Source organism: Citrobacter sp. C13 (assembly GCF_014596815.2).
In the GTDB taxonomy this organism is placed as follows: Bacteria; Pseudomonadota; Gammaproteobacteria; order Enterobacterales; family Enterobacteriaceae; genus Citrobacter; species Citrobacter portucalensis.
This window is the reverse complement of the sequence record NZ_CP115024.1, coordinates 913,673-927,377: the sequence shown is the minus strand read 5'-3', so window position 1 is coordinate 927,377 and position 13,705 is coordinate 913,673. Positions and strand designations below refer to the sequence as shown.

Below are 13,705 nucleotides of genomic sequence, written 5' to 3'. Positions count from 1 at the left end.
AGCGACTCCTGACTACTGACGATTCGGGCAATGCAGACGCGTCATCTGACCCTGCCTGCCGAGGGGTGAAGAAATTATAACGTTGATGCTGACACATCCCGCTCTCGTTGTCTGCATTCGGTTAACCTGCCAGTTCACAGGCGATGAAAACGGGTACAGCTGGGTTTGCTGCCAGGCGTGGCGCCAGAGTTGCTGATACTGGTTTCTGATGATAAAGCTGTTCATTAGCACCCGCTGATATCCTGACAACGCGGTCACAATCATTACCATTAGTACCATTGCCAGCATCACTTCCGGCAGACTAAAGCCACGCTGTCTGTTCAGGGGATCTGGCATAACGTCTGCTCCTTTAGCGGACAAAAATCGCTCCAGCCACGCGCCGAGAATTCTATGTTGCCATCAATAACCGCCCCCTGACGCCATAACGATATCTCTTCATAGTGGGCAATAAGCAGCACAAAATTATTGGTAAGCAGACGCAGGCAAACCGCGGCATCCTGCGTGGGAACGCGCCGACACTGTACGGCGGGTTGTAAGCGCCAGGGCTGCGTACGCCCCCATTCCATCGCGGATTGCACTACCGCCTGACGCTGCAGCGCCTGACTTTGTGTGACCACACGCGCAGCAAAACTGGCCTCCTGTCTGCTAACGCCTTGCAGCAGCAGACTACCGAGCACCAGCAGCAACAGGACCATTGTCAGAGAGGATACGCCTCTCTCACGGTTCATAGGTTGAATCCCGTAACGCTGTAGATCGCTTCAACAACTTTTTGTGGTTGGTCATTGCTCACTCCACGCAAACGCAGCGTAAGAAGCGGGGAATATCCGCTGAAATTCAGCCTTTCAACCTGGAATGCCTCAATCTTCATCGTGGCCGGATCGGTCATTTTCTCCCATCCTTTGCCAGTGCAGTCGGTGGCTCCACGCAGGGTTTCCAACACCTTGTCCTGTGAACGAAACCCGATAGTATCAGCCTCTTTCGCGGGACTGCTTTCCCAAACGCCGTTGCTGTTGGCATCCCAGCGGGCAATAACACAGCCCCCATTTGCCGATATCACCAGAGCCTCTCCGACACAGTTTCCCCGGCAATACCCCGCTCGCTGAAGATGCTTCGCCACGGTGTAGACCCGCTGCCATATTTCATCTTCCAGTACTAACTGGCGCGTATTACGCAGAATCTCTCGTTGTAGCGCCGGTAAAAATCGTGCTGAGCTAAGCAGTAAAATGCTGCTAATCGCCATGGCAATGAGCACCTCCAGCAGTGAAAATCCCCGTTCGTTTACTGACATATGCTGGCCTCATCGCGCTCACAAAGCCTGATTCGCCCCCAGCCAGACACCACCACGCGCCATTCCCCTGCCGCATTTTTCAGGCGTATATGTCCGGCCCATGCCGTATTGCGCAGTCCAAAAAAGGCCAGTGAAGGTGTTATCTCTGCCATTTCGACGTCATCCCAGGGCGGTGTAAAAACCAAAGACGAAACGGGTCGACACGTGGTTTGCGAAGCCGCAGAGCTGACAAAACACCATGATGTGCCATCCCGAATCACGCTTATCACGTGATCGCGGTTACGCCAGTTAGCATCTTCACGCAGTTGCAGCAGGTAGTCCCGCACCTGGCAGGCTGTCTGCCACAGCCGCTGCTGTTGCTGCCAGCGCTGCCAACCATACAGCCCAGATGCACCAAGCGCCGCGACAATCAGCATCGCAATCAGAGTTTCGAGAAGCGTGTAACCTTGTTGTTTTTTCATGTCGCCAGTATGGCGTGAGGAAAATGAATAACGAGCGGGAAATTCGGTTTCTACGGCGAGCTATGGGGAATATTTAGCGCGTTACAGGCCGTTGCAATATTTCAGGAATCCACGCCGAAAAACGCGATTTGAGACAAAAAAAACCGACGCACATGGGCGTCGGTTGTGACAGCCTGAAACAGGTTAGATAGCTACCGGCGCTTTAATACCCGGGTGCGGATCGTAGCCTTCAATTTCGAAGTCTTCGAAGCGATAGTCAAAGATTGATTCAGGCTTACGTTTGATAACCAGTTTCGGCAGCGCGCGAGGTTCACGGCTAAGCTGCAGATGCGTTTGATCCATATGGTTGCTGTACAGGTGCGTGTCGCCGCCGGTCCAGACAAAATCACCCACTTCCAGATCGCACTGCTGCGCCATCATGTGTACCAGCAAAGCGTAGCTGGCAATGTTAAACGGCAGGCCGAGGAACACATCGCACGAACGCTGATACAGCTGGCAGGAGAGCTTGCCATCCGCCACGTAGAACTGGAAGAACGCATGGCACGGTGCCAGCGCCATTTTATCCAGCTCACCGACGTTCCATGCGGAAACGATGATGCGACGAGAGTCCGGATCATTTTTCAGCTGGTTTAGCACGGTGGTGATCTGGTCGATATGGCGACCATCTGGCGTAGGCCACGCGCGCCATTGTTTGCCATAAACCGGGCCTAAATTACCATTTTCATCCGCCCATTCGTCCCAGATTGAGACGTTGTTTTCATGCAGGTAGGCAACGTTAGTATCGCCCTGCAAGAACCACAGCAACTCATGAATGATCGAGCGTAAATGGCAGCGTTTAGTCGTAACCAGCGGGAACCCTTCCTGCAGATTAAAACGCATCTGATGACCAAAAATGGAAAGCGTTCCGGTTCCGGTACGGTCGTTTTTCTGTGTGCCTTCATCCAGCACTTTTTGCATCAGTTCTAAATACTGTTTCATGGTTCCTCAGGAAACGTGTTGCTGTGGGCTACGGCGGTACGCCCAAACCATCATAATAATGCCTGCGACAATCATCGGGATAGAGAGGATCTGCCCCATGCTGATGTACTGTACCCAGGTGCCGGTAAACTGCGCATCCGGCTGGCGGAAGAATTCAACAATAATACGAAACGCGCCATAACCAATCAGGAACAGACCGGATACCGAACCCATCGGGCGTGGTTTGCGAATGTACAAGTTCAGAATGATAAACAGCACAACGCCTTCCAGCGCCATCTCATAAAGCTGTGAGGCGTGGCGTGGCAGCGAGCCATAGGTATCAAAAATAGACTGCCATTGCGGGTTAGTTTGCAGCAGTAAAATATCTTCGGTACGGGAGCCCGGGAACAGCATGGCGTACTTGAAGTTCGGGTCAACGCGTCCCCACAGCTCACCGTTGATAAAGTTGCCCAGACGTCCTGCACCCAGGCCAAACGGAATCAGCGGGGCAATGAAATCAGAAACCTGGAAGAACGAACGCTTGGTGCGTTTGGCGAAGATAACCATCACCAGGATCACACCGATAAGTCCCCCGTGGAAGGACATACCGCCGTCCCAGACGCGGAACAGATACAGGGGATTATCGAGGAATAATGGGAAGTTATAGAACAGTACGTAACCAATACGCCCACCGAGGAAAACCCCGAGGAAACCCGCATACAGTAAGTTTTCTACTTCATTTTTGGTCCAGCCACTACCCGGACGATTCGCGCGGCGCGTCGCCAGCCACATCGCGAAAATAAACCCCACCAAATACATTAAGCCGTACCAGTGAAGTGCGACGGGTCCGATTGAGAAAATGACCGGATCGAAATCCGGAAAATGCAGATAGCTACTGGTCATCTGTCACCACAAGTTCTTGTTATTTCGCTGAAGTCAGACAGCAATTGATAAGCGCGCCTGCATGATGCAGGCGCTCCAAAGGTGCGAATGATAGCACAAGGGGTTAGAAGCGGATGCCGGGAAGATGTAAAAGATCTGTATAGGTAATCTCTATCCCCCGTAATACCTGATAGCGCTACGCTTGTCAGACCTACAATCCCCCGCGAATCAAGCCCCCCATGCCACGACGCTCCATGAAGGCCGCTACCTGATGGCGTACTTCTGTTGCCATCTGTGCCTCCAGGCTGCGCTGCGCCAGCGTTTGCGCCTCATCAAAATCGATATGACGCAGCAGATATTTTACGCGAGCGACAGAACGACCGTTCATCGACAAATGACGGAAACCGAGACCGATCAGAATAGCCACGCACATCGGGTCGCCCGCCATTTCACCACACAGGCGCAAATCGATACCGCTTCTTTCGGCTTCCTGCGCAATCATCGCCAGCGCACGCAACATCCCCGGATGCAGACTGTCATAAATGCTGGCTACCCGTGTGTTGTTACGATCGACGGCCAGTATGTACTGGGTAAGGTCGTTGGTTCCGACCGATATAAAGTCTATCCGGTTTGTCAGATGCGGCAGCATGAACACCATCGACGGAACTTCCAACATGATGCCAATGCGCGGTTTCGGGATCTCGTAACCGATCATCTCCTCCACTTCGCGTCCGGCGCGTTCAATCAAACGTCGCGCTTCGTCCACTTCATCGATGCTGGTTACCATCGGCAGCAAAATGCTCAGGTTTCCGGTTGCCGCATTCGCACGCAGCATAGCGCGAACCTGGATCAAAAAGATCTCCGGCTGATCGAGCGTTATGCGGATCCCTCGCCAGCCAAGGCACGGGTTCTCTTCACTGATCGGCATATAGGGCAGCTGTTTATCGGCGCCGACATCCAGCGTACGCAGGGTCACCGGCTTGTCGTTAAACATTTGCAGCATCCCCTGATACTGCGCAACCTGTTCTTCTTCCGAAGGAAATCCGCTTTGCAGCATGAACGGGATTTCGGTGCGATAGAGGCCAATGCCGTCGATTCGGCTACCCAGCTTTTCTTCATGTTCCGGGCTGAGACCCGCATTGAGCATCACCTTCACGCGCTCGCCGCTTTTCAGCTGTGCTGGCTGGTTGACGTCGTCTTCCGCCAGGCGGCTCAGCTCAATTTCTTCACTGATAAGACGCTGGTATTCCTGGATCAATACCGGTTCCGGATCGACCAGCAGTTCACCGCGATAACCGTCCACCACCAGCGTACGGCGATGCAGCACCGACGGCTGGATATCGGCCCCCATAACGGTAGGGATACCCAGCGCACGCACCATAATTGCCGCATGAGAGTTGGCTGCGCCGTCCCGGACAACCACGCCAACTAACCGGTCCTGAGGAAGCTCCGCCAGCGTGGTTGCTGAAAGTTCATCCGCCACCAGCACAAAGCGTTCCGGCCAGGCATTCGGCCCCTGGATAGAGTCATCAAGGTGGAACAGCAGACGCTGGCCCAGCGCGCGTAAATCTCCGGCCCGCTCTTTGAGGTAGTTATCGCTCAGCGCGGCGAACTGTTCGGCAAACTTTTCGATGATCGTTTTAACCGCCCACTCGGCCACCGAACCGTTATCCACTTCCGCAAACAGCTCGCGGCGCAGACGGGTATCGGAAAGCAAGTGCGAGTAAAGATCAAAGATCGCCGCCGTTTCTTTCTGCGCCCCAGCGGTAAAACGCTTGCTGTAGCGGCGGAATTCGTTAGCCGCCTCTTCCAGCGCACCAGTCAGTCGCTCGCGTTCAAGCACTGGATCCAGCGTTGAAGCCTGGTAGACCTGTTCCATCAACGGCAGCGTCGCATCCTGCCAACCTTCGGCTATTGCCACACCGGGAGCGGCAGGCAGCGCACGGATACGTGTTTGACGGTATTGACCGAACAGCGCGTTTAGCTGCGACTGCGAAAGTATGGCCGCCATTTGCGTGGCGAGCGTGACGAGGAAAGACTCTTCACTTTCATCGTACTGACGCAGCTCACGCTGCTGCACCACCAGCACACCTAAAAGCTGGCGACGCTGAATGATCGGTACGCCTAAGAATGCACGAAAACGCTCTTCTTTTACCGAAGGAATGTATTTAAAGCTGGGATGTTTTTGCGCATCGGCGAGGTTGATAGGTTCCGCCAGCCTGCCAACCAGGCCAACGATACCTTCATCAAACGCGAGTGCGACAGTGCGACCACGTGGTTTTTTTAGTCCCCGGGTCGCCATGAGGTAATAACAACGTCGATCGTGATCGGCCAGATAGACCGAGCAGACCTCGGTATCCATCGCAAGACAGATGTCGGTAACCAGTATATTCAGCGCTTCGTTCAGACGCGGAGCACTGGCCACCTTTTCGACTATTTCGCGCAGGCGGGTGAGCATAATTTGCGTAGCTTAACCTCTTTTACGTCTGTACGCAGGTGCGCTTTGCGGTTTAGGAGTGCTCTCCTGAAGCGCCATGACAACACTTGCGAATTCTTTCATCACCCTGCGATAGACATCGCGTTTAAATGACACCACCTGTCGAACCGGATACCAGTAACTCACCCAGCGCCAGCCGTCGAACTCAGGTGTACTGCTGGTTTGCATATTGATTTCAGCATCGCTGCTGACCAATTGCAGAAGAAACCATTTTTGTTTCTGGCCGATACAAACCGGCTTTGTGTCCCAACGCACCAAACGTTTCGGTAACTTGTAACGCAACCAGTTACGAGTAGAAGCAAGGATCCGTACATCTTTACGACTGAGACCCACTTCTTCAAAGAGTTCCCGGTACATCGCCTGCTCTGCTGTCTCTCCTGCATTGATCCCACCTTGTGGGAATTGCCAGGAGTGCTGACCAAATCGCCGGGCCCACATGACCTGCCCCTGGCGGTTACAAATTACTATCCCTACATTCGGGCGGTAGCCATCGTCATCAATCACCGGACTACCTCAACATAAACCTTATATACAAACGATTGTTTCACACTCCTGAGGGGCGGTAAACCACTCTGTTAAGGGTGCGATATTCTAATAACAATTGAATAACTCACAGTTAAAGGCCGAGTTATAAACAGAAGAAGGGCAAGCAAGGCGATTTTATTCACCTTTTCTGTGGATATAGTTGTGAAGAAGTACGGAATTACTATGGGAAAACCCAGAACAGTCCGAATAAGACATTCGTCACATATCAAAAATACTCTTATACATTCATAAAGTTAAAACCGATCCACGCAGATAAACACACAGAAATGTGATGTGCATCACGCATACGATCTTCACGCTGATGAAAGATCGACCAGCGTTGGTTTTATCCACAGATTATGCCAATAAGTTAGGCACAATTTGTGTGAAAATTCGATTTTCGTCGCACGTCAAGGCTGTAAATTGAAACAGTAGTGGGGGTTTTTCACAGTTATCCCATCTTTCTGTGGATAACATGGTGTAAGATCCTGTTCATTGTCAGTGACCAGAATTGGAAAACCCGCTTCGCTGTTGCGCAACTCTGCGAACGTGAATCTAAAAACCAATATAAATCATAGAATTGAATAAAGCATGTGGAAAAAGATAAACTCTGTCCATACGGTATAAAATCACTGCTCATTTTTTCACCTAAGGGTTAACCCGATGCCAGAACTCCGTCCGTTGCTTTCTCCCCCTGAATCTGAAGCCCAGTTGCTGAGCCAGGCACGGCAGCTTTCGGGCTACGCGTTAGGAGAATTAGCGGCAATGGCGGGAATCATTACGCCGAAGGATCTTAAGCGCGATAAAGGCTGGATTGGCGTCCTGCTGGAAATCTGGCTCGGTGCCAGCGCGGGCAGTAAACCAGAGCAGGATTTTGCGGCGCTGGGCGTGGAGCTGAAAACGATCCCTGTGGACAGTCTTGGCAGACCGCTGGAAACCACCTTTGTGTGTGTGGCGCCGTTAACCGGCAATACCGGCGTCACCTGGGAAACCAGCCATGTACGGCACAAACTCAAACGTGTTCTGTGGATCCCGGTAGAAGGCGAACGCAGCATTCCTCTGGCTGAGCGCCGCGTCGGCTCTCCCCTGCTGTGGAGCCCGAATGAAGAAGAAGACCGGCAATTGCGTCTGGACTGGGAAGAGTTAATGGACATGATTGTGTTAGGTCATGTCGAACGCATCACCGCTCGCCATGGGGAAGTACTGCAACTGCGTCCTAAAGCCGCCAACGCCCGCGCGCTTACCGAGGCCATTGGCGCCAACGGCGAACCCATCCTGACCCTGCCACGCGGCTTTTACCTGAAAAAGAACTTCACCCGCGCATTGCTTGAGCGACATTTCTTGTTCCAGGCGCAATAGGCACCGTCCGGCCTTTCACCCGCCGCGTTACGGGCCTATAATTACCGCTTCTTTTTTTTGGCAGGACTTTGTTCGATGTTATTTGCATGGATAACCGATCCTAACGCCTGGCTTGCGCTCGGTACGCTGACGCTGCTGGAGATCGTTCTTGGGATCGACAATATTATTTTCCTTTCTCTGGTTGTAGCCAAACTCCCGACAGCGCAACGCAATCATGCCCGACGTATTGGGCTGGCGGCGGCGATGATCATGCGTCTGGCACTGCTGGCTTCTATCGCCTGGGTAACGCGGCTGACAAACCCGTTATTCGAGCTGTTTGGCGAGGCGATATCAGCACGCGACCTGATCCTTCTGCTGGGGGGATTGTTCCTGATCTGGAAAGCCAGTAAAGAGATCCACGAATCCATTGAAGGTGAGGAAGAAGGTCTGAAAACTCGCGTATCCTCTTTTCTGGGTGCGATTGTACAGATCATGTTGTTAGACATTATCTTCAGTCTGGATTCCGTGATTACTGCGGTAGGCTTGTCCGATCATCTGTTTATCATGATGGCGGCGGTGGTGATTGCCGTAGGCGTCATGATGTTTGCTGCTCGCCCGATTGGTGAGTTTGTCGATCGCCACCCTTCGGTAAAAATGCTGGCGCTCTCGTTTCTGATTCTGGTCGGTTTTACGCTGATTCTGGAAAGTTTCGACGTCCACGTTCCGAAAGGATATATCTATTTCGCCATGTTCTTCTCTATCGCGGTAGAGACCCTGAACCTGTGGCGTAATAAAAAAAATCCGCTCTGATGAAATCCATCGCTCCCCGCAAGGGGAGCGAATGCCAGCCACACCTACCCCTTCTCACAGTTTAAGATTTTACTGCTTTCACCCTGCACAACTTCGCGTTATTACTAAACTATTGTCAGACGCAGGCCATGTGAGGATAAGCAGATGAAAAAATGGGCAGTTTTGATTTCCGCCGTAGGACTGGCTTTTGCCGTTTCCGGATGCAGCAGCGATTATGTAATGGCGACAAAAGATGGTCGAATGATCCTGACCGATGGAAAACCAGAAATTGACGATGATACCGGTCTGGTGAGCTATCACGACCAGCAGGGCAATGCGATGCAGATTAACCGCGATGATGTGTCTCAAATCATTGAACGCTGATGGTTGAGGTCAGCAGCGCGCTGGCCTTAACAATTTTACTTCCCTTTTTCTCTTCCCTCAGCCATTTTTATAATCCTTATGTCGTGATTATAAAAAGGAAACGGCTATGCAATATCACCGTATACCCCACAGCTCGCTGGAAGTCAGTACACTGGGGCTGGGCACAATGACGTTTGGTGAACAAAACAGCGAAGCCGACGCACATGCACAGCTCGATTATGCCGTAGCACAGGGCATTAATTTGATCGACGTTGCCGAGATGTATCCGGTACCGCCGCGTCCTGAAACCCAGGGTCTCACCGAAACCTACGTAGGTAACTGGCTCGCCAAACACGGCAGCCGCGAAAAGCTGATCGTTGCTTCTAAGGTCAGCGGACCATCACGTAACAACGACAGCGGCATTCGACCGAATCAGGCGCTGGACCGTAAAAATATCCGTGAAGCGCTGCACGACAGCCTGAAAAGACTGAAAACCGATTATCTGGATCTATATCAGGTTCACTGGCCGCAGCGCCCGACCAACTGTTTTGGTAAGTTAGGCTACAGCTGGACAGACTCCGCGCCGGTCGTTTCCCTTCTCGATACCCTGGACGCGCTGGCCGAGTTTCAGCGCGCCGGGAAAATTCGCTACATCGGCGTTTCTAATGAAACCGCGTTTGGCGTGATGCGCTATCTGCACCTAGCGGACAAACACGATCTGCCACGCATCGCCACCATCCAGAACCCCTACAGCCTGCTGAACCGCAGCTTTGAGGTTGGACTGGCTGAAGTGAGCCAGTATGAAGGCGTTGAGCTGCTGGCTTACTCTTGCCTGGGCTTCGGTACGTTAACCGGGAAATACCTGAACGGCGCGAAACCTGCCGGTGCACGCAATACGTTGTTTAGCCGTTTTACGCGCTACAGCGGCGAGCAGACGCAGAAAGCCGTTGCGGCCTATGTGGATATCGCGAAACGCCATAATCTGGATCCAGCGCAAATGGCGCTGGCATTCGTGCGTCGTCAGCCGTTTGTCGCCAGCACTTTGCTGGGCGCCACGACGATGGAGCAGCTAAAAACCAACGTTGAAAGTCTGCATCTGGAGTTGAGCGAAGAAGTACTGGCAGAGATTGAAGCGGTGCATCAGGTGTATACCTATCCTGCACCGTAACAGTTAGCGCCTGATGGCGCTACGCTTATCAGGCCTACAGACAACTTCCCTGTAGGCCTGATACGGCAACAGCATACAACAGACTAATGGCGGCGCTGCCAAATCCACAGCGCCGCAATCGCCAGCGCAAACAGCGCACCAAATCCAATACCAATCGCAACAGCCGGGATCCCCACCAGCACCGCCAGTGAGTAAATACCGAGCATCAACAGCATCGCGCTGTTTTCACCCAGGTTTTGTACCGCTATCGCATTACCTGCGCCGACGCTTTTCTTACCCCGTTCCTGCAGCAACGCATTCAGCGGCACCACAAAGAAGCCACCCGACACGCCGATAAGCATCAGCAATGCGTAGGCCGGAAGCAGCGAATGTTGAAGAGAGAAAATCAGCACCACGACGCCAATCAGGATCCCCGCAGGCATACAGCGCGAAACGGTTTCCAGCGTTACCAGCTTCGCTGCCGCACCCGCACCGACCACAATCCCGATCGCTACCATGGCATTGAGGTAGGTCGGCGTGGCGTTATCGGTGATGCCGAGCGCCACCGGGACCCACAGCACCAGCAGAAAACGCAGCGTAACGCCCGCGCCCCAAAAAAGGCTGGTTCCCACCAACGAGAAGCGTGTTTCACCGTTGCGCCACAACGATGAAGCCGCACAGAAGAAACTGCGCGTCATTTTCCCCAGATGCCAGGACTGGCCAGGACGAGCCGCGGCCAGTTTCGGGATATACAGGTTAGCCACCACCGCGCCAGCATAGGCCAGGGCACAGGCAGAAAGCGCGGCAATTACGTGCCAGTCGGCCAGAACGCCGCCGGCGACAGAACCGAGCAAAATCGCGGCAATGGTGGAGGCTTCCATCAGGCCGTTAGCCTTCACCAGTTTGTCGCCGGTAGTCAGTTCACCGAGAATGCCATACTTGGCTGGTGAATACGCCGCCGCGCCGATTCCCACCAGCGTATACCCAAGAAACGGATTAATGCCGAAGCAAATACTCGCCGCGCCCAGCAATTTCAGAGCGTTCGCGAACATCATCACTCTGCCTTTGGCAAAGCTATCCGCCACCTGTCCCACAAAGGGGGCAAAAAGGATGTAAGCGCCCACAAACACCATTTGCAGGATCGGCTGACTCCAGTCCGGATAAAATTGCTCCTTCAGCAACGCCAGCGTAGCAAACAGCAACGCGTTATCGCCAAACGCCGACAGAAACTGTGCGGCGATAACGGACATCATCCCTTTGGACCAGATTGAAGTGTTAGTGTGCACTGACTCACTCATGTTGTTTTTCCGGCTCATCGACCCAGCTTTTCAGCGTAACAAAATCCGGCTTACCGCTGCCGAGTAATGGGAGTTGCTTCAGGTGGCGAATATCACGCGGTACAGCGAGTTCAGGTACGCCGTGCGCCCGCGCATACTGCTGTAGTTTTTCACGCGTAAGTTCGCTATCGGTAGTGAACAGCACCAGCGCCTCACCTTTGCTGGCATCACTCTTGATCGCCGTGGCGTGCATTTTGTCTGCAGATACCGCCAACGCAAGTTGCTCAACCATTTCCAGCGAAACCATCTCTCCGGCAATTTTAGCGAAACGCTTAGCGCGCCCCTGAATCTGTACAAAGCCGTTTTCATCAAAGCGCACGATGTCTCCGGTGTCATACCAGCCGCGCTCAATCTCACCTTGCGCATTCTCTGCCGTCGGCACTTCCAGCACGCCAGGTTTTTCGACGCGCAAATAGCCGCTCATAATATTAGGGCCTTTCAGCTGTAAACGCCCACCGTCCTCAATACCCGGAACGGCCAACAGTCGGGCATCCATACCAGGCAAGATGCGCCCTACCGTTCCCGATTTTGCCGCCATTGGTACGTTAATCGACACAACCGGCGCACATTCCGTCACCCCATAGCCTTCAAGAACGCGCAGGCCAAATTTCTCCTGCCACAGCTGCTTAGTGCTGTCCTGCAATTTTTCCGCTCCCGCCACCACATAGCGCAGGCGGTGGAAATCGTATGGATGCGCGAAACGCGCGTAGTTGCCGAGGAACGTTGACGTACCAAACAACACGGTGCAGTTCCGGTCGTATACCAGCTCTGGCACAATGCGGTAATGCAGCGGGCTGGGATAAAGAAACACTTCTGCGCCAGTCAGTAGCGGCGTGAATAATCCCACCGTCAGGCCAAAGGAGTGGAACAGCGGCAGCGCCGACATAAAGCGGTCATCGGCGGTGAAATCAGCAATTGTTTTGATCTGCTCAACGTTCGCCAGAATGCTTTTATGACTGTGAACCACACCTTTCGGATGGCCTTCCGAACCGGAGGTAAAGAGGATCACCGCAGCGTCTTCCGGCTGCTGTTTCACCTGCGCCAGATGCGGTGCCAGCAGATGTGAGAAAATCCACAGCTTATCGCTAAAGGTCACATCAGCTTTTAAGTCTTCCAGATAAACCCAGCGCACCTGGGTGAGCTGTTCCGGTAAATGCCAGAGTTTGCCTTTATCGAGAAACTGTCGGGAAGTGAAGATCGTTTTGATTTCAGACGCAGTTATGGCGCTGGTTAATCCTTTCACGCCCGCGGTGTAGTTCATCATGGCCGGAATGCGTCGACGCGCAATGGCACCAAAAATAACCGCCGCGCTGATCCCCGCGTTTGGCAGCATCAGGCCGATTTTTTCACCTTCGACACTATATTTTTCCAGAATACGGGCCACAAAGAGCGTCTTTGTCAGCAGCTTGCGGTAGCTGTCCGGGGTAAAGTTAACATCTTCAATGCAGTTTTTGCCTGCGCCAAAACGGTATTTCGCCGCCAGTAGTGACTCGTATAGCGTTTCACGCGGACGAACCGCCATGCGTGCTTCCATCATAATTTGATGCAGCATCTCTCCGGCGATTTTGCGGCGATCGCGAGCACGCGGTGCTTCCGGCATCGGCAGTTGTGTCGGCGGTAGGATGTGTAAGCGGATGCGCGGGAAGAATCGCTGTTTAACCAAACCTTTCAGGCGGCTAAAGCGGGAAAGCTCCGCGCCTTCAATGCGCACAGGAACGACCGTCGCCCCAGACTTTGCGGCGACAAACCCCGCGCCGTCATAAATTTTCATTAACGAACCGGACGTCGAAATACGTCCTTCCGGGAAAATAACCACCGGACGGCCCTGTTCGACCAGACGAACCAGATGTTTAATCGACATCGGTTTAGTTGGATCTAACGGTACGAAATCAATCAGCGGAGTTAGCCAGCGCATATACCATTGCTGGCTGATAGAGGTGTAAACAGCGAAGACGGGACGAATCGGTAAAAAGAGCGCCAACAGGATGCCGTCTATAAATGAGACATGGTTGGGAGTGATTAGAACGCGTTCTCCCTGTAGCGCGCTGACATCGCCCGTGACGCGAATGCGGAAAAGCACGCGAAACAGATTACGAAAAAAGCCAAATAGCATCTCAACTC

Annotated in this window: 14 protein-coding genes; 4 read left to right on the top strand and 10 right to left on the bottom strand. The window is 53.2% G+C overall.

Going from position 1 to position 13,705, the window contains the following annotated elements:
- Positions 1-12: 12 nt before the first annotated feature.
- The 8 genes from IB222_RS04520 to rppH all read right to left on the bottom strand — a co-directional run bounded on the left by IB222_RS04520 (position 13) and on the right by rppH (position 6,589).
- Entirely contained in the window at positions 13-336 is a 324-nt protein-coding gene (locus IB222_RS04520; protein ID WP_003825617.1) for a prepilin-type N-terminal cleavage/methylation domain-containing protein, read from the bottom strand.
- Positions 321-728: a DUF2509 family protein gene (locus IB222_RS04515; RefSeq protein ID WP_003825615.1), complete on the bottom strand. Its 408-nt coding sequence runs from the start codon at positions 726-728 to the stop codon at positions 321-323. The genes IB222_RS04520 and IB222_RS04515 overlap by 16 nt, the downstream gene beginning before the upstream one ends.
- A complete protein-coding gene (locus IB222_RS04510; protein WP_148361514.1) occupies positions 725-1,288 on the bottom strand; it encodes a prepilin peptidase-dependent protein in 564 nt (187 codons plus the stop codon). Before IB222_RS04510 ends, IB222_RS04515 begins: the two co-directional genes overlap by 4 nt.
- Positions 1,279-1,749, bottom strand: a complete 471-nt coding sequence (locus IB222_RS04505; RefSeq protein WP_148361513.1) for a prepilin peptidase-dependent protein — start codon at positions 1,747-1,749, stop codon at positions 1,279-1,281. The genes IB222_RS04510 and IB222_RS04505 overlap by 10 nt, the downstream gene beginning before the upstream one ends.
- Positions 1,750-1,932: 183 nt before the next feature.
- Positions 1,933-2,727, bottom strand: coding sequence for a thymidylate synthase (gene thyA / locus IB222_RS04500; RefSeq protein WP_003033990.1), 795 nt, complete (start codon positions 2,725-2,727; stop codon positions 1,933-1,935).
- Between the two features lie 6 nt (positions 2,728-2,733).
- The gene (gene lgt, locus IB222_RS04495) at positions 2,734-3,609 is read right to left on the bottom strand and encodes a prolipoprotein diacylglyceryl transferase (protein ID WP_111465050.1); all 876 of its coding nucleotides are present in this window, start codon (positions 3,607-3,609) and stop codon (positions 2,734-2,736) included.
- A gap of 190 nt (positions 3,610-3,799) precedes the next feature.
- Positions 3,800-6,046 carry a phosphoenolpyruvate--protein phosphotransferase gene (ptsP, locus tag IB222_RS04490; protein ID WP_003825604.1) on the bottom strand — a complete coding sequence of 749 codons (2,247 nt, stop codon included), beginning with the start codon at positions 6,044-6,046 and terminating at the stop codon, positions 3,800-3,802.
- 12 nt (positions 6,047-6,058) lie between these two features.
- The gene (gene rppH, locus IB222_RS04485) at positions 6,059-6,589 is read right to left on the bottom strand and encodes an RNA pyrophosphohydrolase (protein WP_003825602.1); all 531 of its coding nucleotides are present in this window, start codon (positions 6,587-6,589) and stop codon (positions 6,059-6,061) included.
- 684 nt (positions 6,590-7,273) lie between these two features.
- Between rppH and mutH the strand changes: the two genes are divergently transcribed.
- From mutH to IB222_RS04465, 4 genes are all read left to right on the top strand, one after another.
- Positions 7,274-7,969, top strand: a complete 696-nt coding sequence (gene mutH, locus IB222_RS04480; RefSeq protein WP_003825600.1) for a DNA mismatch repair endonuclease MutH — start codon at positions 7,274-7,276, stop codon at positions 7,967-7,969.
- Positions 7,970-8,044: 75 nt separating this feature from the next.
- On the top strand, positions 8,045-8,758 hold the full coding sequence (locus tag IB222_RS04475; RefSeq protein ID WP_003033961.1) for a TerC family protein: 714 nt from the start codon (positions 8,045-8,047) through the stop codon (positions 8,756-8,758).
- 144 nt (positions 8,759-8,902) lie between these two features.
- A complete protein-coding gene (ygdR, locus tag IB222_RS04470; RefSeq protein WP_000758660.1) occupies positions 8,903-9,121 on the top strand; it encodes a lipoprotein YgdR in 219 nt (72 codons plus the stop codon).
- A gap of 106 nt (positions 9,122-9,227) precedes the next feature.
- The gene (locus tag IB222_RS04465) at positions 9,228-10,268 is read left to right on the top strand and encodes an NADP(H)-dependent aldo-keto reductase (RefSeq protein ID WP_003825597.1); all 1,041 of its coding nucleotides are present in this window, start codon (positions 9,228-9,230) and stop codon (positions 10,266-10,268) included.
- Positions 10,269-10,351: 83 nt separating this feature from the next.
- On the opposite strand, the gene lplT is transcribed toward IB222_RS04465, so the two are convergent.
- Together lplT and aas are read right to left on the bottom strand one after the other, a co-directional pair.
- The gene (gene lplT / locus IB222_RS04460) at positions 10,352-11,545 is read right to left on the bottom strand and encodes a lysophospholipid transporter LplT (RefSeq protein ID WP_008785713.1); all 1,194 of its coding nucleotides are present in this window, start codon (positions 11,543-11,545) and stop codon (positions 10,352-10,354) included.
- The gene (gene aas, locus IB222_RS04455; RefSeq protein ID WP_148361511.1) at positions 11,538-13,697 is read right to left on the bottom strand and encodes a bifunctional acyl-ACP--phospholipid O-acyltransferase/long-chain-fatty-acid--ACP ligase; all 2,160 of its coding nucleotides are present in this window, start codon (positions 13,695-13,697) and stop codon (positions 11,538-11,540) included. The genes lplT and aas overlap by 8 nt, the downstream gene beginning before the upstream one ends.
- Between the last annotated feature and the right edge of the window lie 8 nt (positions 13,698-13,705).